26 protein-coding genes are annotated in these 26,733 nt (G+C 61.7%); 14 read left to right on the top strand and 12 right to left on the bottom strand.

What is annotated here, in order from left to right:
* The first annotated feature begins 84 nt into the window (after positions 1-84).
* From ACYAR8_RS23920 to ssuE, 6 genes are all read left to right on the top strand, one after another.
* Positions 85-1,206 carry a glycosyltransferase family 4 protein gene (locus ACYAR8_RS23920; protein ID WP_074892427.1) on the top strand — a complete coding sequence of 374 codons (1,122 nt, stop codon included), beginning with the start codon at positions 85-87 and terminating at the stop codon, positions 1,204-1,206.
* Positions 1,207-1,215: 9 nt separating this feature from the next.
* Entirely contained in the window at positions 1,216-2,256 is a 1,041-nt protein-coding gene (locus ACYAR8_RS23925; RefSeq protein ID WP_074892426.1) for an acyltransferase family protein, read from the top strand.
* Between the two features lie 95 nt (positions 2,257-2,351).
* Complete coding sequence (locus ACYAR8_RS23930; RefSeq protein WP_108121325.1) at positions 2,352-3,575, top strand: glycosyltransferase family 4 protein; 1,224 nt, start codon at positions 2,352-2,354, stop codon at positions 3,573-3,575.
* A gap of 13 nt (positions 3,576-3,588) precedes the next feature.
* Entirely contained in the window at positions 3,589-5,001 is a 1,413-nt protein-coding gene (locus tag ACYAR8_RS23935; protein ID WP_108121326.1) for an undecaprenyl-phosphate glucose phosphotransferase, read from the top strand.
* 165 nt (positions 5,002-5,166) lie between these two features.
* Positions 5,167-6,249, top strand: a complete 1,083-nt coding sequence (locus ACYAR8_RS23940; RefSeq protein WP_463581247.1) for a polysaccharide biosynthesis/export family protein — start codon at positions 5,167-5,169, stop codon at positions 6,247-6,249.
* A gap of 353 nt (positions 6,250-6,602) precedes the next feature.
* On the top strand, positions 6,603-7,184 hold the full coding sequence (gene ssuE, locus ACYAR8_RS23945; RefSeq protein WP_463581248.1) for an NADPH-dependent FMN reductase: 582 nt from the start codon (positions 6,603-6,605) through the stop codon (positions 7,182-7,184).
* Between the two features lie 10 nt (positions 7,185-7,194).
* On the opposite strand, the gene ACYAR8_RS23950 is transcribed toward ssuE, so the two are convergent.
* The 3 genes from ACYAR8_RS23950 to ACYAR8_RS23960 form a co-directional block, all read right to left on the bottom strand.
* Positions 7,195-7,470: a hypothetical protein gene (locus ACYAR8_RS23950; protein WP_074892421.1), complete on the bottom strand. Its 276-nt coding sequence runs from the start codon at positions 7,468-7,470 to the stop codon at positions 7,195-7,197.
* 575 nt (positions 7,471-8,045) lie between these two features.
* Entirely contained in the window at positions 8,046-9,416 is a 1,371-nt protein-coding gene (locus tag ACYAR8_RS23955) for a GntT/GntP/DsdX family permease (protein ID WP_463581249.1), read from the bottom strand.
* Positions 9,417-9,568: 152 nt separating this feature from the next.
* Positions 9,569-10,492 carry a LysR family transcriptional regulator gene (locus ACYAR8_RS23960; RefSeq protein WP_463581250.1) on the bottom strand — a complete coding sequence of 308 codons (924 nt, stop codon included), beginning with the start codon at positions 10,490-10,492 and terminating at the stop codon, positions 9,569-9,571.
* A gap of 130 nt (positions 10,493-10,622) precedes the next feature.
* On the opposite strand from ACYAR8_RS23960, the gene ACYAR8_RS23965 reads away from it, so the two are divergent.
* The 3 genes from ACYAR8_RS23965 to ACYAR8_RS23975 all read left to right on the top strand — a co-directional run bounded on the left by ACYAR8_RS23965 (position 10,623) and on the right by ACYAR8_RS23975 (position 13,783).
* Positions 10,623-11,324 carry a CoA transferase subunit A gene (locus ACYAR8_RS23965; RefSeq protein WP_463581251.1) on the top strand — a complete coding sequence of 234 codons (702 nt, stop codon included), beginning with the start codon at positions 10,623-10,625 and terminating at the stop codon, positions 11,322-11,324.
* Between the two features lie 84 nt (positions 11,325-11,408).
* Positions 11,409-12,065, top strand: coding sequence for a CoA transferase subunit B (locus tag ACYAR8_RS23970; protein ID WP_074892416.1), 657 nt, complete (start codon positions 11,409-11,411; stop codon positions 12,063-12,065).
* 299 nt (positions 12,066-12,364) lie between these two features.
* Positions 12,365-13,783: a short-chain fatty acid transporter gene (locus tag ACYAR8_RS23975; protein ID WP_463581252.1), complete on the top strand. Its 1,419-nt coding sequence runs from the start codon at positions 12,365-12,367 to the stop codon at positions 13,781-13,783.
* Between the two features lie 237 nt (positions 13,784-14,020).
* On the opposite strand, the gene ACYAR8_RS23980 is transcribed toward ACYAR8_RS23975, so the two are convergent.
* Both ACYAR8_RS23980 and ACYAR8_RS23985 read right to left on the bottom strand, forming a co-directional pair.
* Positions 14,021-14,347, bottom strand: a complete 327-nt coding sequence (locus ACYAR8_RS23980; protein WP_463581329.1) for an antibiotic biosynthesis monooxygenase family protein — start codon at positions 14,345-14,347, stop codon at positions 14,021-14,023.
* A 4-nt stretch (positions 14,348-14,351) separates the two neighbouring features.
* On the bottom strand, positions 14,352-15,062 hold the full coding sequence (locus ACYAR8_RS23985; protein WP_463581253.1) for a CTP synthase C-terminal region-related (seleno)protein: 711 nt from the start codon (positions 15,060-15,062) through the stop codon (positions 14,352-14,354).
* Between the two features lie 89 nt (positions 15,063-15,151).
* Between ACYAR8_RS23985 and ACYAR8_RS23990 the strand changes: the two genes are divergently transcribed.
* A complete protein-coding gene (locus tag ACYAR8_RS23990) occupies positions 15,152-16,030 on the top strand; it encodes a LysR family transcriptional regulator (protein ID WP_463581254.1) in 879 nt (292 codons plus the stop codon).
* Between the two features lie 174 nt (positions 16,031-16,204).
* On the opposite strand, the gene ACYAR8_RS23995 is transcribed toward ACYAR8_RS23990, so the two are convergent.
* The 4 genes from ACYAR8_RS23995 to ACYAR8_RS24010 form a co-directional block, all read right to left on the bottom strand.
* A complete protein-coding gene (locus tag ACYAR8_RS23995) occupies positions 16,205-17,110 on the bottom strand; it encodes a helix-turn-helix transcriptional regulator (protein ID WP_463581255.1) in 906 nt (301 codons plus the stop codon).
* 95 nt (positions 17,111-17,205) lie between these two features.
* A complete protein-coding gene (locus ACYAR8_RS24000) occupies positions 17,206-17,895 on the bottom strand; it encodes a fumarylacetoacetate hydrolase family protein (RefSeq protein ID WP_463581256.1) in 690 nt (229 codons plus the stop codon).
* A 131-nt stretch (positions 17,896-18,026) separates the two neighbouring features.
* Positions 18,027-18,791 (bottom strand): SDR family oxidoreductase, encoded by a 765-nt coding sequence (locus tag ACYAR8_RS24005; protein ID WP_463581257.1) that lies wholly within the window; start codon positions 18,789-18,791, stop codon positions 18,027-18,029.
* Between the two features lie 57 nt (positions 18,792-18,848).
* A complete protein-coding gene (locus ACYAR8_RS24010; RefSeq protein WP_463581258.1) occupies positions 18,849-19,781 on the bottom strand; it encodes a 2-hydroxyacid dehydrogenase in 933 nt (310 codons plus the stop codon).
* Positions 19,782-20,149: 368 nt separating this feature from the next.
* On the opposite strand from ACYAR8_RS24010, the gene ACYAR8_RS24015 reads away from it, so the two are divergent.
* Positions 20,150-21,289 carry a glycerophosphodiester phosphodiesterase gene (locus tag ACYAR8_RS24015; RefSeq protein ID WP_463581259.1) on the top strand — a complete coding sequence of 380 codons (1,140 nt, stop codon included), beginning with the start codon at positions 20,150-20,152 and terminating at the stop codon, positions 21,287-21,289.
* Positions 21,290-21,416: 127 nt separating this feature from the next.
* On the opposite strand, the gene pyrF is transcribed toward ACYAR8_RS24015, so the two are convergent.
* Positions 21,417-22,115 (bottom strand): orotidine-5'-phosphate decarboxylase, encoded by a 699-nt coding sequence (gene pyrF, locus ACYAR8_RS24020; protein WP_178086350.1) that lies wholly within the window; start codon positions 22,113-22,115, stop codon positions 21,417-21,419.
* 174 nt (positions 22,116-22,289) lie between these two features.
* On the opposite strand from pyrF, the gene ACYAR8_RS24025 reads away from it, so the two are divergent.
* The gene (locus ACYAR8_RS24025; RefSeq protein WP_065986232.1) at positions 22,290-22,457 is read left to right on the top strand and encodes a DUF2897 family protein; all 168 of its coding nucleotides are present in this window, start codon (positions 22,290-22,292) and stop codon (positions 22,455-22,457) included.
* 116 nt (positions 22,458-22,573) lie between these two features.
* On the opposite strand, the gene ACYAR8_RS24030 is transcribed toward ACYAR8_RS24025, so the two are convergent.
* Positions 22,574-23,404 carry a substrate-binding periplasmic protein gene (locus ACYAR8_RS24030; protein ID WP_108121342.1) on the bottom strand — a complete coding sequence of 277 codons (831 nt, stop codon included), beginning with the start codon at positions 23,402-23,404 and terminating at the stop codon, positions 22,574-22,576.
* Between the two features lie 444 nt (positions 23,405-23,848).
* On the opposite strand from ACYAR8_RS24030, the gene ACYAR8_RS24035 reads away from it, so the two are divergent.
* Positions 23,849-24,391 carry a 3'-5' exonuclease gene (locus tag ACYAR8_RS24035; RefSeq protein ID WP_463581330.1) on the top strand — a complete coding sequence of 181 codons (543 nt, stop codon included), beginning with the start codon at positions 23,849-23,851 and terminating at the stop codon, positions 24,389-24,391.
* A gap of 90 nt (positions 24,392-24,481) precedes the next feature.
* A complete protein-coding gene (ppnP, locus tag ACYAR8_RS24040) occupies positions 24,482-24,769 on the top strand; it encodes a pyrimidine/purine nucleoside phosphorylase (protein ID WP_065986230.1) in 288 nt (95 codons plus the stop codon).
* 21 nt (positions 24,770-24,790) lie between these two features.
* Here the strand turns inward: ppnP and ACYAR8_RS24045 are convergent, their stop codons facing one another.
* Positions 24,791-26,569 carry an ABC transporter transmembrane domain-containing protein gene (locus ACYAR8_RS24045; RefSeq protein WP_463581260.1) on the bottom strand — a complete coding sequence of 593 codons (1,779 nt, stop codon included), beginning with the start codon at positions 26,567-26,569 and terminating at the stop codon, positions 24,791-24,793.
* Between the last annotated feature and the right edge of the window lie 164 nt (positions 26,570-26,733).

Consider the following 26,733-nt stretch of genomic DNA (forward strand, 5'->3'; position numbering starts at 1 on the left):
CTGACGCCCTTTTCACTCAGGGCGCTGACGGCTCCTGCGCACGACTGCGCACGACCCCTTTATCTCTTCTACAGGTCGACCACAATGATTGTGATCAATGCACGTTTTCTGACTCAGGAATTGCGTGGCGTTCAGCGCTTCGCCGAACAGATCTGCCTGGCCCTCAAACAACTGCGCGACGACGTGGTGTTTGTTGCTCCCCATGGCATTCAGATGCACGAGAGCGCCAAGGCCCTCGACGTGCAATGCATCGGCAGCCACAGCGGCCACCTGTGGGAACAGCTGGACCTGCCGCTGTACCTGCGCCGTCAGGGCAATCCGCTGCTGATCTCCCTGTGCAGCACCGCCCCGCTGTTGTACGGCAATCAGATCGCCACCCACCACGACGTCACCTATGTGCGTCACCCGGAAAGCTACACGCGCACGTTTCGCCTGCTGTACCGGACCATGACGCCGATCATGCTGTCGCGCATCAAATCACTGCTGACGGTGAGCGCCTTCTCCAAGGGTGAGATTTCGCAGTTCTACAAATACCCGGAGAAGAAAATCTTCGTGGTGCCCAATGCCGTGAGCGGTGCGTTCCAGCCGGGCCCGCCGCTCAAAGAGCAACAGGACTACCTGCTGGCGGTGTCTTCGCCCAGCGCGCACAAGAACTTCAGCCGGATGATCAAAGCGTTCCTGCTGCTGCGCGGCCACGATGATCTGCAACTGCGCATCGTCGGTGGCGCCAGCGGGATTTTCAGCGACGACAACCTGCAACGCCTGGCCAGCCGTGACCCACGCATCCGCTTTCTGGGGCGCCTGAGCGATGACGAACTGATCAGCCAGTACCAGGGCGCAACGGCCTTTGTGTTTCCGTCGCTGTATGAAGGCTTCGGCATTCCGCCCCTGGAAGCTCAGGCGTGCGGTTGCCCGGTGCTGGCGGCGAACGCGGCCTCGATTCCTGAAGTGCTGCAGGCCAGCGCGCTGTATTTCGACCCGCTGGACGTCTGCCATATGGCCGCTGCCATGGAACGCATTCTGACCGACATGCCGCTGCGCCAGTCGCTGCGCCGACGCGGGCTGAACAACGTGGCGCGGTTCTCCTGGGAAGAATCGGCGCGACAGGTTTCCCAACGCATCGACGCGCTGCTGAGTCCGGCCAGAGACCGCCGCACCAACCAGGGCAGCGATGCCCTGGGGCGTGAATCTTCCAGCAAGCTCTGAGGCGCTGCAATGAAACGCCTTGCCTATCTCGACGCATTGCGCGGCATCGCCGCCTTGATGGTGGTCTTCACCCATTTGTACGAACCGGTCATCGGTCACGACTGGGTGCTGGATTACCTGATCGACCCCGGCAAGTTAGGGGTGCTGTGGTTTTTCATGATCAGCGGCGTAGTGATTCCCTACAGCCTCAAGCCGGTGCCCGACGGCGCCCGCCGCTTTGTGATCTCGCGCGTGATGCGCTTGTACCCGGCCTACTGGCTGTCACTGGTGCTGTTTGTGCTGATGCTTCAGTTGACCGGCGCGCCGCTGCCGTCCTGGCCGCAGATCGTCGCCAACCTGACGATGGTGCAGACGGCGCTGGGCTTCAATGACGTGGTCGGCCTGTACTGGACGCTGTTCATCGAACTGGTGTTCTACGGTCTGTGCCTGGCGTTGTTCATCGCCGGCAAGCTCTACGACCTGGCGTACCGGGCGCGCTGTTCGCTGGTGTTTCTGCTCGCGGCGCTGGCGTTGGGCATTGCCCGCGCGTTGACCGAACACAAGCTGCCGGTGGCCCTGCCCCTGGCGTTGTCGCTGATGTTCTTCGGTTCTGTATGGCGCCAGTGGTTGCTGGCTGAACACAGCGCGGCGCTGACGCGGAACCTGAAAATGCTGTTCGTGGCCTTCGCCGTGCTATTGCCGCCGACGCTGATCATGGCCTACAGCGAAGACATGGGCACCGGCGAAACCTGGGGCCGTTACTGCTTCACCTACGCCGTGGCCATTGTCAGCTTCGTGCTGCTGACCCGCAGTGTGCGTCTGGATCACCCGGCGCTGGTCTGGCTGGGCGCAGTGAGTTACTCGCTGTACCTGCTGCACCCGTCGATGGGCCTGTTCAGCAACTACCTGCTGCGCGGCACCGACGCACCGGCCCTGCTGGTGGCGCTGGTCGCGACGCTGCTGACCCTGGCCGCGGCCCATCTGTGTTTTCGCTACATCGAACACCCTTTCATCCAGCTCGGAAAACGCCTCAATAACCGCAACGCCAAGACGCAGCCTGTGAGCGTCTGATTTAGCGCCTGCGCACATGGAAAGGCATGGGATCGCCCTCGCGAGCTTCGCTCGACATGCCGGGCGTCCCTCAGCCGTTAATGCAGAGAATTCCAATGAAAATTGCTATCGTCCACGACTGGTTGGTGACGTACGCCGGTGCCGAAAGGGTTTTGGCATCGCTGATCAAAATCTGGCCCGAGGCGGATCTGTTCTCCGTCATCGATTTCCTCAGCGACCAGGACCGTGCCCAGTTGGGCGGCAAAGTCGCCAAGACCACGTTCATTCAGCACCTGCCCAAGGCCAAAACCAAATACCAGCGCTACCTGCCGCTGATGCCGATGGCCATCGAGCAACTGGACCTGTCCGGTTACGACCTGATCATCAGCAGCAGCCACGCGGTGGCCAAAGGTGTCCTGTGCGGACCGGACCAGTTACACGTGAGCTACGTGCACTCGCCGATTCGTTACGCCTGGGACCTGCAGCACCAGTACCTCAAAGAAGCCAACCTGAGCAACGGCCTGAAAGGCAAAGTGGCGCGGATGATCCTCCATTACATGCGCATGTGGGATCAGCGCACCGCAGCCGGCGTCGATGACTTCATCGCCAACTCGCACTTTATTGGCGCGCGCATCACCAAGGCCTACCGCCGCGAATCCACGGTGATCTACCCGCCAGTGGACACCCGCGGTTTCGCGCTGCAGGAACAGAAGCAGGATTACTACTTCACCGCCTCGCGCATGGTCCCGTACAAGCGCATGCCGATGATCATCGAAGCTTTCGCGGCAATGCCGAACAAGCGTCTGGTGGTGATCGGCGACGGCCCGGAAATGGAAAAGGCCAAGGCCGCTGCTGCCCACGCGCCGAACGTCACGCTGCTGGGTTATCAGCCGTTCGCGGTGCTGCAGGAACACATGAGCAACGCCAAGGCGTTCGTGTTTGCCGCCGAAGAGGATTTCGGCATCAGCCCGGTGGAAGCCCAGGCCTGCGGCACGCCGGTCATTGCGTTCGCCAAGGGTGGCGTGGTGGAAACGGTTTGCGGTCTGGATCATCCGCAGCCCACCGGCGTGCTCTACCCGGAGCAGAGCGTTGCGTCGCTGATAGCGGCCATCGAAACGTTCGAGATCAACGGTTCACGTATCACTGCGCAAGCTTGCCGGACCAACGCCGAGCGCTTCAGCGAAGCCCGCTTCGAACAGGAAATGCGCCAGTTCGTCGAGAGCCGTCTGACCGCTGCCCGTCAAAGCCGCCAGCCTGCGCACGCACGGCCGCTGCAGTCCGCGCCGACGCTGGTCAGCAGCGACCTCTCCGCCCGTGTTGTTCCGATCAAATCCGTCTGAGCGAGCACAGAATATGCGCACACCATTAAGGGGCATCCTGCATGCCCATTCATCGTCGCTGTCCGTCGCTCACCGGCTGCTCGATCTGGCGGTCATCGCGGTTGGCGGTTACTGGGTAAACCTGCTCACCGGCACGCCGATGAGCAGCGAAGCCTGGATGCAGATTCTGCTGGCAGCGGTGGCTTTTCACTGGCTGGCCGAATACCACCAACTGTACGGCTCCTGGCGTGGCGAGCGCATTGTGCGCGAGCTGCTGAAGGTCGCCAATTACTGGGGGCTGGCCTTTGTGCTGCTGCTGTTCGTCGATTACCTGCTGCTGCAGCCCGACGATCTGGCGAACGACAGCCAGATGGCCTGGTTTGCCGCCGTGGTGGTGGCGTTGTGTGGTTATCGTCTGGCGATTCGCAGCGTGCTGCACACCTTGCGCGCCCAGGGTTTCAACACCCGTCGCGTGGCGATCGTCGGCACCGGCCACTGCGGCGAACGCCTGGCGATGTCCATCGAACGCGCGCCGTGGATGGGCCTGAACCTGCTGGGCTTCTATGACGAAGCGCCTCAGCAGATCGACCTGGCGCGCATCGGCCGACGCATTCCGGTGCTGGGCGATCTGGATCAACTGATCCAGGACGCCCGCGACGGCAAGATCGACAAGGTGTACATCACCCTGGAGCTCGGCGCACAGGAACGGTTGCAAGCGCTGATCAAGGGCTTGAGCGACACCACCGCGTCGGTCTACGTGATCCCCGACGTGTTCATGTTCGAGTTGTTGCACGCCCGCAGCGAAAGCATCAACGGCCTGCCGAGCATCAGCATTTTCGACTCGCCCATGGACGGCGCCTGGAGCGTGGTAAAGCGTCTGGAAGACATCGTGCTGTCGAGCATCATCCTGACCATGATCGCCCTGCCGCTGATGCTGATTGCCCTGGCGATCAAGATCACCTCCCCCGGCCCGGTGCTGTTCCGTCAACGTCGTTACGGCCTGGACGGGCGGCCGATCATGGTCTGGAAATTCCGCAGCATGAGCGTGCAGGAGAACGGCTCCGTGGTGACCCAGGCCACGCGCAATGACAGCCGCATCACGCCGCTGGGCGCGTTCCTGCGTCGCACCTCGCTGGACGAACTGCCGCAGTTCTTCAACGTGCTGCGCGGCGAGATGTCCGTCGTTGGCCCGCGCCCACACGCCGTGGCGCACAACGAGCAGTACCGCAAACAGGTGTCGGGCTACATGCTGCGGCACAAGGTCAAGCCGGGCATCACCGGCTGGGCACAGATCAACGGCTGGCGTGGCGAGACCGACACGCTGGACAAGATGCAGAAACGCGTTGAATTCGACCTGCAGTACATCGAGCACTGGTCGGTCTGGCTGGACTTGAAAATTATCCTGCTGACGCTCTTCAAAGGCTTCGTCAACAAGAACGCCTTCTAAAAGAAAATCTGCCAATCACAACAAACATGGCCAAGGGCTAGTAAGCTTGGCGGGAGGTGCACGGGTGCATGAGCGAATGTGATCCGATGTTCGGTGTGAGTAAGGGATGCAAAGAAATCACTGCGGTGCCAGTACGCACCTATTAGGATGAGAAGGAACATTCATATGAAAGTAACGTTAGCGGTCGTGCTGCTTTCCAGCCTGGTGTTGCAAGGCTGCGCATTCGCCCCTGGTCAATACATGTCTTACAGCGATGTCACTGAGAAAGACCCCGACGGTCCCCAGGTCACGCTGATCAACATCACCCCCGCCACCCTTGCGCAGCAGCAGAAAACCGCAGACGCGGCGGCCAAACCGCTGCCCCCGGAACTGCTGAACTACAAGACACCTGAATACATCGTCGGCCCGGGCGACGCCTTGCTGGTGACCGTGTTCGAACACCCTGAACTGACCGCGCCAGGCTCCCAGGAACAGCTGGACGCCAACAGCCGCGAAGTGCTGAACGACGGCACCGTGTTCTTCCCGTACGTAGGCCGTATTCAGGCCGCCGGCAAGACCGTTTCCCAGATCCGCGACCAACTGCGCATGGGTCTGGCGCCGCAGTACACCGAAGTGAAAGTCGACGTCAAAGTGCTCCGCTACAACAGCCAGCGCGTTCTGCTCTCGGGTGCATTCAAGACGGCTGGCCCGCAACCGATCACCAACATTCCGCTGAGCCTGGTTCAGGCCATCAGCCAGGCCGGTCTTGATTCGACCGACGCCAACCTTGCCAGCCTGACCCTGCGTCGCGACGGCAAGGATTACGTGATCGACGTTGACTCGCTGAACCGCAAGGACTCGCAGATCAGCAAGATCTTCCTGAAGGACGGCGATTACCTGCACCTCAATAGCAACTCGAAAAACAAGATCTACGTGCTGGGTGAAGTTCAGCGCCCGCAAGTGATCTCGTTCAGCACCACCAGCGTGACCTTGCTGGAAGCGCTCGGCACCTCTGGCGGCCTGAGCCCTGACGCAGCCGATGGCGACGCGGTGTATGTGATTCGTGCACAGGACGCCACCCACGGCGCAACGGTGTATCACCTGTCGGCGAAGAAGCCGACCAGCTATGCGCTGGCCAAGGGCTTCGAGCTGGCGGCCCAGGACGTGGTGTTTGTCGGCCCGGCCAACATCACCCGCTGGAGCCGTTACGTAAGTCAGTTGCTGGGCTCGAACAACATCATCCAGACGGGTGCGATGTTCAGGAATTGATGGGGCAGGCAGCTTCAAGCGGCAAGTTTGAAGCTTCAAGCTGACAGCCGCGCACCAGAGCAACACGGAAATCCTCGCAGTGGTCCGACTGCGGGGATTTTTTTTGCGCTGAATTTGATGAGGGCGGGTGTTGCGTGGGCAACAGTGAATCAACAGATAGGTGGGTGTGAATGACAGTTGGGGGATTGCAGCGGTGCGTGTTTGCTGGATTTACAGGGCTGGCAGCCCATGGCGAGCGCTGGCACGCATGCTGCTTCTACCCTGCCAAAGGGTCTTCATGCCCATCACTGCGCGTTGAACGCGGCCTGCTCGGTGCCTGGCACCACGGGTGACTGACCCCAAGGAAACAACACATGTTGGTAGTCTCGATTTCAGGTAGCCCTTCCACCCGGTCGCGCTCGGGCGTAGTGCTGCAACATGCCGCGCACTGGCTCAAGGACCGTGGCGTAGAAGTCAACGGTGTGCGCCTTCAGGATTTTGCTGCCGAGGATCTGCTCTACGCCCGATTCGACAGCCCGCAGGTGGTGGCTTTCATCGAAGCAGTGTCGAAGGCGGACGGTTTACTGATCGGCACGCCGGTGTACAAAGCTTCGTTTTCGGGGGCGCTGAAGACGCTGCTCGACCTGCTGCCGGAGCGTTCACTGCACGGCAAAGTGGTCTTGCCGGTCGCGACCGGAGGGAGCATTGCACACATGCTGGCGGTGGATTACGCACTGAAACCGGTGCTGTCGGCGCTGAAATGCCAAGAGGTGCTGCACGGGGTATTCGCCATCGACAGCCAGATCAGCTACGGCGAGAACGCGTCGGGCGGCGATCTGGATGAACTGCTGACCCAGCGTCTGCACGACGGTCTGGATCACTTTTTACTGGGCCTGCAACACCGGACCCAGGCACGTCACAAGGAAGCGGGCGGGCATTTGAAACTGGCGTTGTGAGTCTTCCGGCTTAACCCTGGCGGGCTTTCGAAGCAACGCTGACTTCGGCATTCACTTCGCCGCGGTTATCGAACTCATGGGCGCGTTGCAGTTGTGGCTGCTCCATCAGTTGCGCCTTGCGGGCCTGAAAGTCGTCGTAGGACAAGCCGCGACGATTGAGGTCTTCGAGGGCCAGCTGGTGGGTCTCTTCAGCGCTGTAGGCACGCAGTTCGGGATGATTGCCAGCGGCACAACCGGCGAGAACGGAGGCGGAAAGTAACAGGGAGAGGACAAGAAGACGGTTCATTGGGAGCCTCCATTCGGCTCGTTTCTGGAATGAACCCAAGGCTACGCCCCGGGCCTTTCCAGCAGAAATCAGTCGTCTTGATAGTGGCTATCGGGTTTGGCGCGCAATTGGGTGTTCGGCGATCTATCCAGGTGCAGGGTGCGTCGGCCTAACGGCCTCGTGTTTCGCCTTCGGCGAGTTACTTGGAAAAGCACCCCAAGTAACCAAGGGTGCTTGCTCTCGGTTGGGCCCGACTTCGTCGGGTTCCTTCACTCCGGTCTCGCTCCGTGGGCCCGCGCCGAACGGGCATCCATGCCCTGACGGCGCTCTCGCCGCATCCATGCGGCTCGGCCCACTGCGCGAGACCTGCGTTCAGCCTGCACCCAAGTCGCGTTTGGCGGTGACTGGACTTTTTGCATTCGAAGATCAAGATCAAAAGCTTCCCGGCTAAAGCCGGTCCTACAGACACCGCGCACCCACTGTAGGACCGGCTTCAGCCGGGAAGAGGCCGGCATGACCGTCATCAATTTCTTGGCAAATACCATTCCATAGGGCTGCTCACTCCCAAAAGGCTTCAGCGTTTGCTCTGGACATGGTCAGACCAAAAAGTGCCACAGCAGCGACGTGCCGATCAGCCCCACCACCGAGACAATCGTCTGCAGCACCGACCAGACCCAGATTGTCTGCTTCAGTTGCAGGCCGAAGTATTCGCGGACCATCCAGAACCCCGCGTCGTTGACGTGGCAGAAGAACACCGAGCCTGCGCCGATCACCAGCGCCACCAGTGACGCTTCCACCGGCGCCAGCCCGGCCATCATCGGCGCAAGAATGCCCGCCGTGGTGGTGGTCGCGACGGTGGCTGAACCGGTCGCCTGACGCAGCGCAACCGCAATCAACCACGCCAGCAGCAGATACGGCATGTGCGCGCCTTCGGCCACTTTGCTGATGGTCTGGCTGACGCCGGCATCCAGCAACGTTTGCTTCAAGCCGCCGCCCGCACCGATGGTCAACAGCAGCACGGCAATTGGCGCCAGGCTCTTGCGCAGCGTGCCGCCCACTTGTTCGCGGGAAATACCGTTGGCCCAGCCCAGACACACCGTTGCGGCCAGCACCGCAATGCCCAACGCCACCAGCGGTTCACCGAGAAATTTCAGCGTCAGCGCGATGTTGCTTTCCGGCTCCATGGCTATTTTTGCCAGGGTACTCCCGAGCATGAGAATCACCGGCAGCAGAATGATCAGCAACGAAACGCCGAAGCTCGGTTGGCGGGAGGCAGTGGGTTTGGCCGAGAACAGCTCGCCCAGTTCCGCCGGCTCCTCTATGTGCATGCGCTTTGACAGCCAGTTGCCGTACAGAGGACCGGCCAGAATCACCGCCGGCACCGCCACGCAGAAACCCAGCAACATGGTCAGGCCAAGATCGGCGTGCAAGGCGCTGACGGCAATCAGCGGCCCCGGGTGGGGCGGCATCAGCGCGTGCAGGGTGGTCATGCCGGCCAGTGCCGGGATGGCAATTTTCAGCAGCGGCTGATTCGACTGGCGCGCCATGACGAAGATAATCGGCACCATCATTACCAGGCCCACTTCGAAGAACAGTGGCAGGCCGATCACCATCGCCACCAGGGCCATGACCCACGGCAGCATCTTGCCTTTGCCCAGCCCCAGCAGCGTCGACGCGATGCGATCGGCCGCACCGGATTCGGCCATCAGCGCACCGAGCATCGCACCGAGGGCGATGATGATCCCGGCTTCACCGAGTATCCCGCCCGCGCCCTTGCTAAACGCCTTCGCCACTGCCTCCGCTGGCAACCCCGCGCCTATCCCTGCGATGAATGTGCCCACCAGAATCGACAGAAACGGCGGGAGCTTGGTTGCGCTGATCAGCACGATGATGGTGGCAATGGCGATCAGGCAGCAGATGATCAGGCGAGTGTCATGAAACACCCAGGCAGCAGACGATAAACCCAACGCGGAACCCCTTATCGCTCGGTTTTATTTCGGAATGGATTGAAACAATATGTTTCAACCGGCCGAACCATACCGGATGCGGCATTGGGTCGCAGTTAAATTTTCACAGGATCTGGCCGTTTCGCCACGGGTCTCCAACTTGGAGCGCGACATCATCCTGTGGGATCGAGCTTGCTCGCAAAAGCAGCATTTGAGTCTCGCGCGCATTCGATCAGCACCTCGCGCAGACCCTGTGCCGCTGCCGACAATTGGTGGTCCGCCTGGGTCATCAAACCGATACGGCGCTCGATGCGCGGGCCTTCCAGGGCAATGCAGCGAGCGCCTAGCTCTTCCATCTGCGCGATGCACAGCGACGGCACCGCGCTGACGCCCAGGCCGTTGGCGACCATGCGCCCGACCGTCGACAGTTGATGGCTTTCGAACGCCACCGACAGTTTGCCGTGCTGGCTCTGCAGGTCCTGCTCCAGCAACAAGCGCACGGCGGACGGACGTTGCAGGGTGATGAAGTCGTGACGCAGCAGTTCGTCCCAACTCACTTCGCGACGTGCGGCCAGTGGCGAGTCCTTCGGCACCACGGCGACAAAACGGTCCATGTAAAACGGCGTGAAAATCAGGTTGGTGCCCGCCTCGGGCTCGAAGCCAATGCCCAGCTCCACACGCCGATGCCCGACCATTTCCACCACTTGCTCGTTGATCACGTCGTGCACCGCCACGTTCACCCGCGGGTAGCGCTCGCGGAACACCTTCAGCGCGATCGGCAACAGATTGCCCGCGTAGGACGGCATCGCGGCCACCGACACCCTGCCCATTTGCAGGGTGAACCGCTGGCGCAGGAGTTCTTCGGTGTTGTCCCAGTCGGCGAGCAACTGGCGCGCCAGTGGCAGCAAGGCCTCACCCTCCGGGGTCAGGCTGACATTGCGCGTGGTGCGGGTCAGCAACTGCCCGCCCAGGTCCTCCTCCAGCGCCTTGATGGTCAGGCTCAACGCCGGCTGCGACACATGCAGCCGCTCCCCCGCCTGAGCAAAACTGAGGCACTGCGCCACCGCCAGAAACGCCCGAAGCTGTTTCACGTTCATATATTTGGATTACTTATCAATCGATCAAAAAAACAAAATTAACAAATCAGTGCATGCAAGAGAAGATGCGGGCAACGCTCTCCGATGCTTAGATTGTCGGACACAACTACAAATAAGGCGGGATCTCACCATGGCTGGACTCGATAAACGCGTGGCAACCTACGCTGAAGCCCTCGCCGGGCTGACCGACAACATGACCGTGCTGTCCGGCGGCTTCGGATTGTGCGGCATCCCCGAAAACCTCATCGCTGAAATCAAACGCATGGGGGTGAAGGGCCTCACCGTCGTTTCCAACAACTGCGGCGTCGACGGTTTTGGCCTGGGCATCCTTCTGGAAGACCGGCAGATCCGCAAAATGGTCGCGTCTTACGTCGGTGAAAACGCCCTGTTCGAGCGCCAGTTGCTCAGCGGCGAGCTGGAAGTCGAGTTAACCCCCCAAGGCACCCTCGCCGAAAAAATGCGCGCAGGTGGCGCCGGCATTCCCGCCTTCTACACCGCCACCGGTTACGGCACCCCCGTCGCGGAAGGCAAGGAAACCCGTCAGTTCAACGGCCGCAACGTGATTCTCGAAGAAGCCATCACCGGCGACTTCGCCATCGTCAAAGGCTGGAAAGCCGACCACTTCGGCAACGTGGTCTACCGTCACACCGCGCAGAACTTCAATCCGGTGGTCGCCACCGCCGGCAAGATCACCGTGGTGGAAGTGGAAGAAATCGTCGAGCCCGGCGTGTTGCTGCCCACCGAAATCCACACCCCCGGCATCTATGTCGATCGCGTGATCCTGGGCACGTTCGAGAAGCGCATCGAGCAGCGAACCGTCAGAAAAGTCTGACATCAGCGTCGTCCTCGAACCGATTTCCCCCTTTGTATCTCCGGTTTTTCTACAGTCCGGACAGAATAAAAGAGACCCAAGATCATGGCACTCTCCCGCGAACAAATGGCACAGCGCGTCGCCCGCGAACTGCAAGACGGCTTCTACGTTAACCTGGGCATCGGCATTCCGACCCTGGTCGCCAACTATGTGCCGGACGGCATCGACGTGATGCTGCAATCGGAAAACGGCCTGCTCGGCATGGGCCCGTTTCCTACCGAAGAAACCATCGATGCCGACATGATCAACGCCGGCAAACAGACCGTAACCGCACGCAAGGGCGCGTCGATCTTCTCGTCGGCCGAGTCCTTCGCCATGATCCGTGGCGGCCACGTCGACCTGACTGTGCTTGGCGCGTTTGAAGTGGACGTCGAAGGCAACATTGCCTCGTGGATGATCCCCGGCAAGCTGGTCAAGGGCATGGGCGGGGCGATGGACCTGGTCGCCGGCGCCGAGAACATCATCGTCACCATGACCCACGCGTCCAAGGACGGCGAATCCAAGCTGCTGTCGCGCTGCAGCCTGCCGTTGACCGGCGCCGGCTGCATCAAGAAAGTGCTGACCGACCTTGCGTACCTCGAGATCGAAAACGGCGCCTTCGTGCTGCGCGAAACCGCACCGGGCGTGACGGTCGATGAAATCATCGCCAAGACCGCCGGCAAACTGATCGTGCCCGATGACGTGGTGGAAATGACGTTTTAACGGCGATGGCGCGGTACTTGTAGGAGCGCGCTTGCCCGCGAACCGCGGATGGCCAGACACCCACGCAGTGTCTGAAACGTCCTTTCGCGGGCAAGCGCGCTCCTACAGGATCCGCACCGTGCTCCACGTATTGGCAACACCATGAGCTTTCGCACACCTGCACCTTTCGTCAGACCGCCCTGCCCCTTCAGCGATGAAGGGGCTTTGCTGTATCTAAGCCGGTGCTTTTTTCGCGTCACCGCCAACACTTGAAACTGCCGTCCTACACACCTGAACAATAATTAGAAGAGGTAACACACGTGGCCGCCGACATCGAAGAAAGCCGCTCCGCCCGCTTTGCCCTGCGTTGCGCCAAATGGGCGGAACGCTGGTTCCCGGACTCGTGGGTGTTCGCCGCCCTGGCCGTGGTCATCGTCACCCTCGCCACGCTGGTCATCGGCGCCAAACCCGCCGACACCGCCAAAGCCTTTGGCGACGGCTTCTGGAGCCTGATCCCCTTCACCATGCAAATGGCCTTCGTGGTCATCGGCGGTTACGTCGTCGCCAGTTCGCCGCCTGCGGTCAAACTGATCGACCGCCTGGCGCGCATCCCGAAAAACGGCCGTTCGGCCGTGGCCTGGGTCGCGCTCATCAGCATGGTGGCCTCCTTGCTCAATTGGGGCTTGTCGCTGGTCTTCGGCGGCTTGCTGGTGCGTGCCCTGGCCCGTCGTACCGATCTGAAAATGGACTACCGCGCCGCCGGTGCCGCGGCTTATCTGGGTCTGGGCGCGGTGTGGGCCTTGGGTCTTTCGTCGTCCGCCGCGCAGTTGCAAGCCAACCCGGCCAGCTTGCCGCCGTCGATTCTGGCGATCACCGGGGTGATTCCGTTCACCCAGACGATCTTCCTCTGGCAGTCCGGCGTGATGCTGCTGGCCTTGGTGGTGGTCTCGATCATCGTCGCCTACGCCACGGCGCCCGGTCCGGCCAACGCCCGCGATGCCAAGGAATGCGGCATTGACCCCAGCTTCAGCCTGCCACCGCTGCCGCCGCGAACCCGCCCGGGCGAATGGCTGGAATACAGCCCGCTGCTGATCATTCTGATGGTCGTGCTGGCGTCCGGCTGGTTGTACAACGAGTTCAGCACCAAACCGGCGATCACTGCGATTTCCGGCCTGAACACCTACAACTTCCTGTTCATCATGGTCGGCGCGTTGCTGCACTGGCGTCCGCGCAGTTTCCTTGATGCCGTGGCCCGCGCCGTGCCGACCACCACCGGCGTACTGATCCAGTTTCCGTTGTACGGTTCGATCGCCGCGCTGCTGACCACGGTCAAGGGCGGTGATGCGCAAACCGTCGCGCACCACATCTCGACGTTCTTCACCAGCATCGCGTCCCACGACACCTATGCGCTACTGATGGGTGTGTACTCGGCAATTCTCGGGTTCTTCATCCCGTCCGGCGGCGGCAAGTGGATCATCGAAGCGCCGTACGTGATGCAGGTCGCCAACGACCTCAAATACCACCTCGGCTGGGCGGTGCAGATCTACAACGCCGCCGAAGCGCTGCCAAACCTGATCAACCCCTTCTACATGCTGCCGCTGCTGGGCGTACTGGGCCTGAAGGCGCGGGATTTGATCGGCTTCTCGTTCGTGCAACTGCTGGTGCATACGCCGCTGGTGTTGTTCCTGTTATGGGTGCTGGGCACAACGCTGGCGTACGTTCCGCCGGTCATGCCCTGACCGGGTAGAAAATCCAGGTGCGCGGAGGATTGAACTCCCCGCGCGCCCCTTCGCAGGTCACTATTCCTCCGCCGTCGCAAATCCTGTAGGAGCGCGCTTGCCCGCGAAGGCGTCGTGTCAGTCGCTGGACATTTCAGGAATTAACCGCGTTCGCCAGCAAGCCGGCTCCGGATTTTGTGTACGACCGACATTCCTCAGCGGTGGCAAAACCACCCTCGAAATGGGCTTGATCGAGCATCAACGTCCGAAGCTGTATTCCCGCTCCACCCTGGAAACTCGAGTGGTGCATCGCCGATACCACGTCGACCGGCCGCGCTCACGGATTTCCCGGTGTTCCGGATGCTCCTTCCACGCCAGGATCGCGGCTTCGTTGGCCCAGTACGACACGGTGATCCCCAGCCCGTCATCGCCGCGTACCGATTCCACGCCGAGGAAACCCGGCTGCTGACGAACGAGTTCGAGCATCCGCCGCGCCGCGTCGTCGTATGCCTGCGCTTCGACCTCAGTGCGGACCGAGGTGAAGATCACCGCGTAATAAGGCACGCCGAAGGTGTCTGCCATCATCATGTCAAATCGACTCCGCTGCACAGGCCAGCACAAACGCCTTCACCAGCGGCGGGGTGCTCCCCTCCAGCGCAGCGCGTTCCGGTTGAAACAACGTCGCGACGAAAAACGGATGGCCGTCGAGCTCCATCGCCCGGACCTCGTCGTCTTCGTCATGGCCGGACACTTTCAGCGGACCGGTAAAAACGTCCGCTTCCAGCTCCTTGCGCAAACCGTAGCGGCACCGGTAGCGCTCTTGGGTCTCGAGCGTCCCGTACGCAGCGGCGATCAGTGACCCCGACCGCAGACGAATCGGCGCAAAGGCCTCGACCAGCGAACAGCTCAACGGCGTAATGATGGCGTTCTCGGATTCCGGCGCCGTTTCGGCGTGCTCGGCATCGGCCCAACCCAGATAATTGCGCGCGTACTCCAGCAACGCATGCTGAAAGCCGCCGCACGTCCCGAGGAAGGGAATCTGCCGCTCCCGGGCGAAGCGAATTGCCGTCAGCGCGCCGTCCATGTCGCGGTAGGGGCTGGCCGGCACGCACCAGATGCCCTCGAACCCCTGCAGGCTCGCGCCATCTTTCACATCCGTCGTCGGCACCCACCTTGCCTGCACGCTGAGTCCGGTTTCGCTCGCCACCCTGTCCAGCGCAACGGGTATGGCCTGATGTGCCGGCACGCTCGGGTCGTAATCGCCCACCAATGCGATGCGGATGTTCTGCTGCTGAGTCATGTGTGCTCCCTGATATCAAAACGCTTTGCGTGAGGTCCGGAGGCGACTATAAGCTTGTCCTCCTGCAATCAGAATTGGCGTTCAGGCAAGTGATCAATGCAGCCACGCACTATCGAATCAATCATGCCGACCTCACCCTCATCCTCGCGCTGGTGCGGGGGCGGACGCTGGCCAAGGCCGCCGAGCTGCTGAAGGTCGATGTCTCCACGGTGTTCCGCGCGGTGCGGCGGATGGAAAAGGCGGTGGGCACGGCGCTCTTCGACAAGAGCCGCGCCGGCTACGTACCGACCAGCGCAGCGCTGGCGCTTGCTCAGCAGGCCGAGAGCGCCGAGAACGCTCTGGCGCTGGCGCAATTGAGTCTCGAGCAGGGCCGGCAGGTCGTCAGCGGTACCGTGCGCCTGACCTGCACCGAAGCCGTGTTGCAAAGCCTGTTGCTCCCCGCCCTGAGCCGCTTCATGCCGGACTACCCGGGCCTGCGCCTGGAACTGAACACCTCCAGCACCTTTGCCAACCTGAGCCGCCGCGACGCCGACATTGCCCTGCGTCTGACCAACACGCCGCCTGAGCACCTGGTCGGCACTCGCCTGGGCACGGTTGCGTATCGGGTGTGTTCGAGCGAGGCCTACGCGCGACGCTGTGGTGATCTGGCCCTGGACGCCATGGCCTGGATCGCCCCCGACGATTTCCTCCCCGATCACCCCACCGTGATGTGGCGCCGGCAGCATCTGCCCGGCGTGAACCTCGCCTATCGCTGCAGCTCCATGCTTGCGGTGGCTCAACTGGTGCGCGCAGGCATGGGCGTGGCAGCGCTGCCGGATTTCATGCTGAAGGACAGCGAGCTTCAGCCCGTGAGCGAAGCGCTCGAAGGGCATGACACCGGGCTGTGGCTGCTGACGCGACCGGATTGCCGGGCGCTGCGCTCGGTGTCGGCGTTGTTCAGCGAGCTGACCAGGGCGATTGAGCTGTAGGCGGACGGCGCCAGATCGATGCCAGCTGTTCCGACGCCTTCCCGGCGCCATCACTTTCTCGCTCGAACGGGGACAGATTAATTTACGGTGAAGCGCTGTAAATAAATCAGTCCCCTTTAAAACCGCAGACACCATCACCTTTGCAGTAGAACCCCGCTGCCTTCCAAACCTCGTTCAACCACCGCGCCGATCCCGGCGAAACTGCCCCGGCGGCATGCCGTGGGCTTTGCGAAAGCGCCGCGAGAAATACGCTTCATCGGCAAACCCGCAGACCTCGGCGATGTGGCTCAGGGGTTTGCTGCTGTTCATCAAGTGCGTGCGCGCCAGCCGCATGCGCCGCTCCAGGACCAGTTCGGAAAAGCTGTTGCCGGTTTCCTTGCGCAACAGGTGGGTCAGGTAATTGGGTGACAGAAAAGCCGCCGCTGCGGCATCGGTGAGGGTCATGGCCGGATCGGCGATGTGCGCGCGGATATAATCGATCACCCGACTCATCGCATCGCGCCGTCCACGCCGCTCGGCCTTGTTCGCCGACAGCGCCAGTAACTGCGCTTCGTAGCGATTGCACACCGTGCCGATCAATTGCAGCAGGCAACCGCGCAGGATAGCGCCGGAGCCCAGCTGCCTGGCGCGGTCCATGTCGCGCATCTGCCTCAACAGCGCGGTCACCTCGGCGAAATCAGTGTCATCGAGGATGAAATCCAGATGTTCCTGAAAACGGAACGGCGCCAGCTCGGGTGCCTCGGCCACAGGCACGTCTTCAAGGTCCATCGGATCGCACTGCAGATGCTGCAGGAAAAACTCCTGAGAGAAATTGATCAGCACGAAGTTGCCGTCTTCGGGGTGCGGAATCACGTGCAGGCGATGGGGCAGGATGAACGCGAGGGTGTTGCGGGGGAATGGCCTGACCGCGCCACCGATGTGCTGCACGGTGTCGCCGCCGAGGTTGATCTGGATCTGAAAATATTCATGACGATGGGGCGCGGTCAGCGCGGGTCGGGCGGACTTGTCACGGATGTAGAAATCCATGCGGTCGCTGCGCTGCTGCATGCCATAGGTCTGGATGCGGGAGGGATGGGCCATCGCTGAAACACCTGAAATCGCCGGTCGGACCGCCCCATGGTAGGGCAACGGCGGCAGCCGGAACAAACGATTCTCAGGCGGACGGAAACAGCGGATCAACCAATCGTCACACTCAGTTCGGCGATGCCTTCGATCCCGGCGGTCACCACATCGCCGCGCTGCAACGCGCCCACCCCGGCCGGCGTGCCGGTGTAGATCAGGTCGCCCGCTTTGAGGCCCACCGATTGCGACAGGTGCGCGATCACGTCCCGGACCGCCCAGATCTGGTCAGACAGATCGCCACGCTGGCGATGCTCGCCATTGACGGCGAGCCAGATCGCGCCGGCTTCCGGGTGGCCGATCTCGCTGACCGGACGCAAGGGTGTGGCGGGGGCAGAGGCGTCGAAGGCTTTGGCCCACTCCCACGGCCGGCCCATTTGTTTGGCCTGCGCCTGCAAGTCGCGGCGGGTCAGGTCCAGGCCGACGCCGTAGCCCCAGACATGGGTCAGGGCGTCCTGCGGGTCGATGTTCACGCCGTCCTTGCCGATCGCCACGACCAGTTCGATCTCGTGATGCAGGTCCTCGGTGAGCGGCGGGTAGGCAATCCGGCCTTCGGCGGGCACCACGGCGTCGGCGGGCTTCATGAAGAAGAACGGCGGCTCGCGGTCAGGGTCGTGGCCCATTTCCCGGGCATGGTCGGAATAATTGCGACCGACGCAGAAGACCCGGCGAATCGGAAAGCGGCTAGACGTCCCGGCGACGGCCAGGGACGGCGTGGCAACGGGGGCAACAACGAACTCGGTCATGGCAGTGTCCTCGATTGAAGGTGGCTCGGCATGGGTTGAGTGTGGCGATTGATCCTTCAGCCGGGTTGGACGGATCCCGCCAGCTTTTGGACAAAACAACGCAACTCAACGCAACGAGCCGCCCCGGTCAATCAGCCACGTCCCACAAAAGGCATGCTGCTGGCCATGACAGTCATGTTCAGTACGTTGGCCGACAGTGGCAGCCCGGCCATGTAACTCACCGCTTCAGCCACGTGCTGCACGTTCATGGTTGGCTCGACCTGCAGATTGCCGTTGGGCTGCAACACGCCTTTGGTCATGCGGTCGGTCATTTCCGTCAGGGCGTTGCCGATGTCGATCTGGCCACAGGCGATGTTGAACTGCCGACCGTCCAGCGCAGTGCTTTTGGTCAGGCCCAGCACCGCGTGCTTGCTGGACGTATAGGGCGAGCTGAACAGCCGCGGCGTGTGCGCGGAAATCGAGCCGTTGTTGATGATCCGGCCGCCTTGGGGCACTTGGCGTCGCATCAGGCCAAACGCTGCGCGCACACACAAAAACATCCCGGTGACGTTGGTGTCGATGACGTTCTTCCACTGCTCGACCGACAATTCGTCCATCGGCACTGCCGGTGCGCCAATGCCAGCGTTATTGAACGAAACGTCCAGCCGCCCGAACGTGTTTTCAATGGTCGCGAACAGCGCATCGACACTGGCGGGATCGCGCACGTCCGTCGGTACCGCCAGCGCCTGCTGCCCGGCAGCCTCGGCCTGCTCGACCAGCGCCTGCAAGGGTTCAGACCGACGCCCGGCCAGCACCACGGCAAAACCGTCAGTCAGCAGTTGCAGGGCCACCGCACGGCCAATGCCGCTGCCGGCACCCGTCACCAAAGCAACTTTCAAACCTGAAGATGAAGACATGCGCGATTACTCTTGTTATTGGAGAGGTGTTGTTAGAGAGGGTTATGGGGCCGATCGTCAGCTGTGAACAGGGGTCAGCACCGGCTTGCCTGCGTAAAACGCCAGCAGATTGTCGGCGACCATTTTCACAGTGTCGCGCGATGCCTCCGGCGACAACCCTGCCAGATGCGGGGTGAGGACCACGTTGTTCAAAGCTTTCAGGGCGTCGGGAACCTGCGGTTCGTCGTCAAACACGTCCAGCGCCGCTCCGGCCAGGCGGCCCTGCTGCAGCGCGTCGATCAGCGCATCGGTGTCGACGACGCTGGCCCGGGCGATGTTGACGATGAAGCCCTCGGCGCCCAACGCCTCGATGGCAGCCTTGTCGATCAGGTGCCGCGTCGACCCGCCGCCCGGCGTCGCCACCACCAGAAAGTCTGACGCTTCGGCCAGCGCCAGCGGCGTCGCGCAATAGTTGAAGTTCACGCCGGCGCGGGGCGAGCGGCTGTGATAGTGGATGACCATGTCAAAACCCAGCGCGCGTTTGGCGATGGCCATCCCGACCGAGCCAAGGCCAAGAATGCCCAGGCGTTTGCCAGCGAACGAGGGCCGGGTGACCTTGCGCCATTCGTTGCGGCGCACCGACGCGTCTGACTGGGGAATGTCGCGAACCGCCGCCAGCAGCAAGGCCATCGCGTGGTCCGCCACAGTCGGGGCATTCACCCCTGCCCCGTTGGTCACCACGATCCCTCGCGCCTCGGCGGCTTCGAGGTCGACACGCTCGTAGCCCGCGCCAATCACACAGATGATGCCGAGGTTCGGCAGCGCGGCCATTTCCTCGGCGGTAAACCCCAGCGGCCCGCGGGTCAGCACGGCGTCAATCTCCGCGCCCCCATTCGCCACCGCCTCGGCACGCATCGCCGGCGTCGGCGCCAGGATCAGGCGAAAGCCGCTGCTTTCCAGAATCGGCAAATACATGTTCACGCTTTCAACCAGCACCAACACCGTCTTCATCATTGCTCCGCTGCACGAAATGTCTGGTGCTGACAGTAGCGCGAGTTAGAGCGGTTGGGCAGAGGCGGACATGAAAATCCAGTGTCCTGACAAAACGCGTTAGCCCGGCAGACCCATTAACGTCACAACGAACGTGGACACTTTCACTCACCCGATACCGAGTGAACGGAGCAGCCGAGGCCTTTACGATCTCCTTCAAACCGACAGCAATCCCCCTCGCAACGACAATCCCGGTTGCCCGCCATACCGGTTGCTGTTTAAGGTCTGAACCCTGGGACACCTGATTTCGTCACGATAAAAACGATGTGCCACGCGGTGCGGCAACGGCTGCGCCCTGAACGGACATGTACAAAAGGAACGTCAGAACCATGTTGAAAGGATTATCCAGAACGTTGAGCGGCGCCGCGATTGCCGGTGTGTTGTTGTCATCCGCCGTGGCCCTGGCGGCCGCGGACACCGACAAGGAGCCGGGTCGGGCGCTGGCGGCGAAGATCGGCGTGCCGTGGCCGGCGGTGATTGCCCATCGCGGCGCTTCGTTCAATGCGCCCGAGGAAACCGTGCCGTCCTACACGCTGGCCCGCGAGCTGGGCGCGGACTACCTGGAGATGGACATCCAGCGCACCAAGGATGGCGTGCTCATCGCCCTGCATGACAACACGCTGGAACGCACCACCAACATCGCCGAGGTCTACCCGCAACGGGCCAAGGACCCGCTGAACACGTTCACGCTGGAAGAAATCAAGCGTCTGGACGCCGGCTCCTGGTTCAACAAGGCCTACCCCGATCGCGCCCGCGCCACCTACGCCGGGTTGAAGATTCTGACGCTGGACGAAGTCATCGACATCGCCGAAGGCGGCAAGAACAAGCCCGGTCTGTACATCGAGACCAAGGTGCCGGCGCAGTTTCCGGGCATCGAAGAAGATTTGAAGAAGAAGCTCGATCAGCGCGGTTGGCTGACCCAGCGCCCTGCCGCCGAGAAAGGCTACGTCAACGTCGCCCACCTGCCGGGCCGCGTCGTGCTGCAGACCTTTGAGAAACCAAGCCTGGAATTGCTGCAGAAGAGCATGCCCGACACGCCGAAAGTGCTGCTGCTGTGGCTGGGTGACGGCTCTATCGAAACGGCTTCGGGCAAAACGTTCAAGGACTCGGGGGCCAAGGACAAAGCCAGCTTTTACGCCAGCCAGCAGGTGAAATCGAAAGAGGAGTTCGCCGCCTGGATGGACTGGGCCAAAGCCCACGGCGCCGTAGGTACCGGGCCGTCGGCAGCGCTGAAGAACGGCGGGGACCAGAGCTACAGTGACCTGGTGCAGCCGTGGATGAACAAGATGGCCCACGATCGCGGAATGATCGTTCACCCGTACACCGTGGATGACGCAGTGGATTTCAAAGCGATCAGCGAACAAGGGGTGGACGGGTTCTTCACCAACCGGGCTTCGGAATTGCTGAAGTTCTACGGTCGGCCCTCCAAGGAAAGCATAGAGTCGATCCTGAAACGCAGCGGTTTCTGAGTGAGAAACCGGTGGTGCGGGATACGGGCGATTACGGCGTGTGACGCGGTACCTTGTGTCGCTCACATACCGTGATCGCGGGCAAGCGCGCTCCTACAGGATCGAGTCCAGCAGCAGCTGGCGTGCTTTACGCCAGCTCTGCAACCACCGCAGCCAACGCTTTCGCCGGATCGGCCGCCTGGCTGATCGGGCGGCCAATGACCAGATAGTCGGAGCCTGCATCCAGCGCCTGTCGCGGCGTGAGGATGCGACGCTGATCGTCCTGCGCGCTGCCGGCGGGACGAATGCCCGGCGTCACCAACTGGAGGGACGGGTGCGCGGCTTTAAGTGCCTGGGCTTCCAGCGCGGAACACACCAGACCGTCCATTCCGGCTTTTTCAGCCAGCGCCGCCAAGCGAAGTACTTGCTCCTGGGGTTCGATGTCCAGACCGATTCCGGCCAGATCCTCGCGCTCCATGCTGGTCAGCACGGTGACGCCGATCAACAGCGGCTTGGGGCCGGTGCGCTGATCCAGCACGTCACGGCAGGCCGCCATCATGCGCAAGCCGCCTGAGCAGTGCACGTTGACCATCCACACCCCCATCTCGGCAGCGGCCTTGACCGCCATCGCCGTGGTGTTGGGAATGTCATGGAATTTGAGATCCAGGAACACTTCGAAGCCCTTGCTGTTGAGGGTTTCGACGATGTCCGATGCGCAGCTGGTGAACAACTCCTTGCCCACTTTGACCCGGCACAGCTTGGGATCCAGCTGATCAGCCAGATTCAACGCGGCTTCGCGGGTCGGGAAATCCAGGGCGACGATGATGGGGGTCTGGCAGACGGACATGAGCGGGTTCTCTGGCAAGTCGAAATCGGCGCGCATTGTAGCCGAACATCCCGCAGCGCGGGACCCGGCAATCGGTAAATGCCTGCCGACCCGCGCCAGGCGTCGGGCATCTTCTACAATTGAACCACTGGACAGCGTCGCTGCTCCAACCTCTATCACAAGAAGGAGAGCGTTATGCCCTGGTATGCCTGGTTAATTCTGGTCGTTGCAATCGGCTCGATCGTTGGCGGTCTGCTGATGCTCAAGGATTCAGCGAAGAAACTGCCCCTGACCGATGAACAACTCAAGCGCGTCCACGAACGCAATGCCGAGATGGACGCAAAGGAAGCGCGAGACCGCTGAGTCACCCCGCCTAAACCCTACGTTTGAAGCCATTGGTGGGAGCGCGTTGCCAGCGCTCCCGCATCGAGCTCTTAAAGTCGCCTGCCGCGCGTTCCAGCCGGTAATGCCTGCCCTCGTCAGTCTTTCTCGTTGCCTTCCCCCAGCGCTACCGCGTGGTGGGTGGATTGTGGCGTCACCGCGATGCGAAACGGCTGAAAGATTTTGAACATTTCCCCGTTCTCCCGAAGCTGGCGCAGCAGTTCGCTGAAACGTTCGCCAGTGATGGGCGCATCCGGACGCAGCAGCGCATAGTGGCGATAAACCTGATCCACCCGGTCCGAGACCAGAAACTGGTCTGCATCCTTCGGGTTGTTGGACATGAACGTGCTCAGGTAGGAGCGCGTCACAAGGGCGATGTCGGCACGGTCCCGCAGCACCATCTGCAGGTTGCTGTCGTGGGAATAGGTCAGCGTGGCGTTATAGCTGTCGGCAAGGAATTTAGGGTCGGCGTCGAAACCCGCGAACGCGTAGTGATAGCCGCTAAACAGGGCGAGGCGTTTGCCATGCAGTTCATCGAAATACGTCTGGGTCCTGCCCTGCAAGCGATGGGCGACAAACACTTCGGCGTCTTCGAGACCCATATCGACAGCTACATGGGGAATGCCCTTCCAGCCCCAGGCGGGGTTTTCGAAGATGGCCATGTCGAAGCGCGCCTGCTGGAAATCGCGAAACCGGCGCGGGATGGAAGTGGGCACCGCTTCAAAGCGGTAATCATTCTGCATCGCGTTCAGTGCGCTGATCATCTGCGGCAAGAGCCCGGTGTCTTCACCGCGCTCGGGACGAATCGTATACGGCGGGAAATGCGCCGCACCAATGCGCACGATCTGCGTCGCACCGACCTGCCAGGCCCACAGGGTCGTGGTCGTGAACAGCAGGGTTTTAAAAGCCATCCGCATCGGCGTGGACATAAAGACAAGGCACCTCAGGCGAAACGGAGTACGTAAGCTATGCGTTCGCAATCAATTAGACAACGGTAAAACGGAGGCTAAATCGCCCCTGTCGTTCCCACTCTCGCCGTCCTTGCGCCTTGCTGCCCCTTTCCCTTTTAGCCCCCATCCAAGCCCCGGACCCACCGTAGAGGGCTCAAGCCGTCCTTGTCCTGTGCGTTATCGACCGCGCTGCGCTTTATGTGAGGACCAAATGCGCCTGCAATTTATGCCGAGGTGCATTGGCCAGGCAAGGGCTGTCCCGGCCATATGCCAGTCAGACACTACAAAAGACGCAACCCCGGCAAACCTTCCTGCCTGCCGCGAGTCCCAATCATGGATCATCTGCCCCGGCAGTTGGACGTGACGGCCGTGAAGTGGCTACGCTCCAGGGCGCTGTCGCTGGTTATGAAACAGGAGTTCGAAATGTCCTACTGGCTGGTGATAGACCTGGAGGCCACCACTGAAGAGGGCGGATGGCCGGTAGCGGAAATGGAAATCATCGAAATCGGTGCGTCGCTGGTCAATCAGGACGGGCGCGAGATCGACCATTTCGAACGCTACGTGCGGCCCGTGCGCCGGCCGTTACTCACACCCTTCTGCCGAGAGCTGACCCACATTCGGCAGAGCTTCATCGACAGTGCCTTGACGCTGCCCGCCGTATGGCCTCAGTTCGAACGCTGGATTGCCCAATACCGCGAGCGCCTGGTCGCCTGGACCAGTTGGGGGGATTACGATCGTCAGCAACTGCAACAGGACTGGCGTCATCATCAGCTCTCCAGCGAACTTGCCAGCCTGCCCCACATCAACCTGAAACAACGCTTCGCCAAAGCCCGTCACCTGCAAAAACACTGCGGCCTGAATACCGCGCTGCAACTGGCAGGGATGCATTTCAATGGTCAGCAACACCGGGCGCTGTCAGACGCGCGCAATACCGCACGTTTGTTACCGCTGGTGATTCCAGGCTGAAGTGTGACGCCCTTACCAAAGCGGATGACGGCCTTTTGTACGTTCGGCATACTGTCCGGCCCTTTCCAGCCCTTCCCAAGGAGATCAGCCATGTTCAAGGTCAACGAGTATTTCGACGGTACCGTCAAATCCATCGCCTTCAAGCAAGCAGCAGGCGACGCGACCATCGGCGTCATGGCTCCAGGAAAATACAACTTCGGCACCGGCGACCGCGAAATCATGCACGTGATCTCGGGCGAGTTGAAAGTACTGCTACCGGGCGCCAATGATTGGGAAACCTTCAAGGCCGGCACGGATTTCAAGATCCCGGCGAACGTCAAATTCGACGTCGAAGCCACCGAAGAAACCGCCTATCTCTGCGAATACCGCAAAGATTGATGCGCAGACGCAGGTCGGCATTCACCCGGCCTGCTCCACCCCGGCGTTGAACTGCAAGGCTGCCAGCCGCGCGTATAGCGGGTTACTGGCAATCAGCTCGCGATGGGTCCCCACCGCCACCAATTTCCCCTGATCCATCACCGCAATCCGGTCCGCGTTCTGCACCGTCGCCAGTCGGTGGGCGATCACCAGGGTCGTGCGGCCCTTCATCAACGTCGGCAACGCCTGCTGAATCAGGTACTCACTCTGGGCATCCAGTGCGCTGGTGGCTTCGTCGAGCAAGAGAATCGGCGCATCGGCCAGCACCGCCCGGGCGATCGCCAACCGCTGACGCTGACCGCCCGACAAGCCCATCCCTCCGTCACCCAGATGGGTCTGATAACCCTGTGGCAGCAACTGAATGAATTCATGGGCATGGGCAATCCGTGCGGCCGCCTGCACCTGCTCGACACTGGCCGCCGGGTTGCCGTAGCGAATGTTGTCCTCAACCGAGCCGAAAAACAGCGCAGGGGTCTGCGACACCCAGGCGAAGCAACGGCGCAGGTCCAGCGGATCGAGGCGTTCGGCATCGATGCCTTCAATCAGCACGCGCCCCTGTTGTGGGTCATAGAAGCGCAGCAGCAGGTCGAACAGTGTCGACTTGCCCGCGCCCGAAGGCCCGACCAACGCCAGGGTTTCCCCGGCTTCGACGGTCAGGCTCAAGCCGTCCACGGCATTGCGCTCCGGGCGTGAGGGGTAGGCGAAACTGAGGTTTTCCAGGGCCAGGCGACCGCTGATGCGTTTGGGTAACGTGAGCAGATCGTTGACGGGCGCAGTGATTTCGCTGCGCGCCTGCAGCAATTCGGTGATGCGCTCTGCCGCGCCCGCCGCCCGCTGCATTTCGCCGATCACTTCGCTGAGGGTGCCGAACGCGCTGCCGACGATCAGGCTGTAGAACACGAAAGCCGCCAGTTCGCCGCCGGAAATGCGGCCGGCAATCACGTCCATCCCGCCGACCCACAGCATCACACCCACCGCCCCCAGCACCAGCACGATCACCAGAGTAATCAGCCACGAGCGCTGCAGAATTCGCTTGCGCGCCGTCTCGAAGGCGCCTTCGGCGGTCTGCGCGAAACGCTGCCGATCCTGCTCCTGGTGGTTGTAGGCCTGAACGGTTTTGATCTGCCCCAGCGCCTCGGACACGTAGCTGCCAACATCCGCCACCCGGTCCTGGCTCTCCCGCGACAGGCTGCGCACACGCCGCCCGAAAATCAGGATCGGCGCGATCACCAGCGGCAATGCCACGACGACGATGCTGGTGAGCTTGGGGTTGGTGAAGAACAGCAGGATGATCCCGCCTATGACCATCAGCGCGTTGCGCAGGAACATCGACAGCGACGAGCCGATCACCGACTGCAGCAGCGTGGTGTCAGCGGTCAGGCGCGACTGGATTTCCGAGCTGCGATTGTTCTCATAGAAGCCCGGATGCAGGCTGACCAAATGATCGAACACCTGCTTGCGCAGATCGGCGACCACTCGTTCGCCGATCCACGAGACCAGATAAAAACGCGCGAAGGTGCCGATGGCGAGGGCGACCACCAGCCCCATGAACAGGCCGATGGTTTCGTTGAGCAGGGTTGGGGAACGGGTCATGAACCCCTGATCGACCATCAGCCGGATACCTTGGCCCATCGACAGCGTGATGCCCGCAGTGACCACAAGCGCGAGCAACGCGCCGATGGCTTGCTTGCGGTACGGCGCGATCATGCGCAAGGCAAGGCGAATGGCATGCCGCTGACGGCCGGAGAACACTGAAGCCATGGGAAACACTCGCGAGACAAATCAGTCGCAGAGCCTACACCTCCCTCCCCGCGCACGCTTGTCAGCTTTCGATGAACTCTGCGCGAGGGAGTCAGTCAAGGAATGCTGTCACGGCGCGGTCATGCCGGCGTGATTACTATCGACGCGCACACACCTGATGAGGA

This window comes from Pseudomonas sp. HP_01 (assembly GCF_055284355.1).

Excerpts from the sequence above, each read along its gene's own strand:
- ACYAR8_RS23965 (WP_463581251.1), top strand. The coding sequence starts at position 10,623 with ATGGCTGGACTCGATAAACGCGTGGCAACCTACGCTGAAGCCCTCGCC.
- ACYAR8_RS23940 (WP_463581247.1), top strand. The coding sequence starts at position 5,167 with ATGAAAGTAACGTTAGCGGTCGTGCTGCTTTCCAGCCTGGTGTTGCAA.
- ppnP (WP_065986230.1), top strand. The coding sequence starts at position 24,482 with ATGTTCAAGGTCAACGAGTATTTCGACGGTACCGTCAAATCCATCGCC.
- ACYAR8_RS23930 (WP_108121325.1), top strand. The coding sequence starts at position 2,352 with ATGAAAATTGCTATCGTCCACGACTGGTTGGTGACGTACGCCGGTGCC.
- ACYAR8_RS23995 (WP_463581255.1), bottom strand. The coding sequence starts at position 17,110 with ATGGCCCATCCCTCCCGCATCCAGACCTATGGCATGCAGCAGCGCAGC.
- ACYAR8_RS24035 (WP_463581330.1), top strand. The coding sequence starts at position 23,849 with ATGTCCTACTGGCTGGTGATAGACCTGGAGGCCACCACTGAAGAGGGC.
- pyrF (WP_178086350.1), bottom strand. The coding sequence starts at position 22,115 with ATGTCCGTCTGCCAGACCCCCATCATCGTCGCCCTGGATTTCCCGACC.
- ACYAR8_RS23950 (WP_074892421.1), bottom strand. The coding sequence starts at position 7,470 with ATGAACCGTCTTCTTGTCCTCTCCCTGTTACTTTCCGCCTCCGTTCTC.
- ACYAR8_RS23970 (WP_074892416.1), top strand. The coding sequence starts at position 11,409 with ATGGCACTCTCCCGCGAACAAATGGCACAGCGCGTCGCCCGCGAACTG.
- ACYAR8_RS23935 (WP_108121326.1), top strand. The coding sequence starts at position 3,589 with ATGCGCACACCATTAAGGGGCATCCTGCATGCCCATTCATCGTCGCTG.
- ACYAR8_RS24005 (WP_463581257.1), bottom strand. The coding sequence starts at position 18,791 with ATGTCTTCATCTTCAGGTTTGAAAGTTGCTTTGGTGACGGGTGCCGGC.
- ACYAR8_RS23985 (WP_463581253.1), bottom strand. The coding sequence starts at position 15,062 with ATGACTCAGCAGCAGAACATCCGCATCGCATTGGTGGGCGATTACGAC.
- ssuE (WP_463581248.1), top strand. The coding sequence starts at position 6,603 with ATGTTGGTAGTCTCGATTTCAGGTAGCCCTTCCACCCGGTCGCGCTCG.
- ACYAR8_RS24000 (WP_463581256.1), bottom strand. The coding sequence starts at position 17,895 with ATGACCGAGTTCGTTGTTGCCCCCGTTGCCACGCCGTCCCTGGCCGTC.
- ACYAR8_RS24010 (WP_463581258.1), bottom strand. The coding sequence starts at position 19,781 with ATGAAGACGGTGTTGGTGCTGGTTGAAAGCGTGAACATGTATTTGCCG.
- ACYAR8_RS23980 (WP_463581329.1), bottom strand. The coding sequence starts at position 14,347 with ATGATGGCAGACACCTTCGGCGTGCCTTATTACGCGGTGATCTTCACC.
- ACYAR8_RS24025 (WP_065986232.1), top strand. The coding sequence starts at position 22,290 with ATGCCCTGGTATGCCTGGTTAATTCTGGTCGTTGCAATCGGCTCGATC.
- ACYAR8_RS24045 (WP_463581260.1), bottom strand. The coding sequence starts at position 26,569 with ATGGCTTCAGTGTTCTCCGGCCGTCAGCGGCATGCCATTCGCCTTGCC.
- ACYAR8_RS24030 (WP_108121342.1), bottom strand. The coding sequence starts at position 23,404 with ATGTCCACGCCGATGCGGATGGCTTTTAAAACCCTGCTGTTCACGACC.
- ACYAR8_RS23920 (WP_074892427.1), top strand. The coding sequence starts at position 85 with ATGATTGTGATCAATGCACGTTTTCTGACTCAGGAATTGCGTGGCGTT.
- ACYAR8_RS24015 (WP_463581259.1), top strand. The coding sequence starts at position 20,150 with ATGTTGAAAGGATTATCCAGAACGTTGAGCGGCGCCGCGATTGCCGGT.
- ACYAR8_RS23960 (WP_463581250.1), bottom strand. The coding sequence starts at position 10,492 with ATGAACGTGAAACAGCTTCGGGCGTTTCTGGCGGTGGCGCAGTGCCTC.
- ACYAR8_RS23925 (WP_074892426.1), top strand. The coding sequence starts at position 1,216 with ATGAAACGCCTTGCCTATCTCGACGCATTGCGCGGCATCGCCGCCTTG.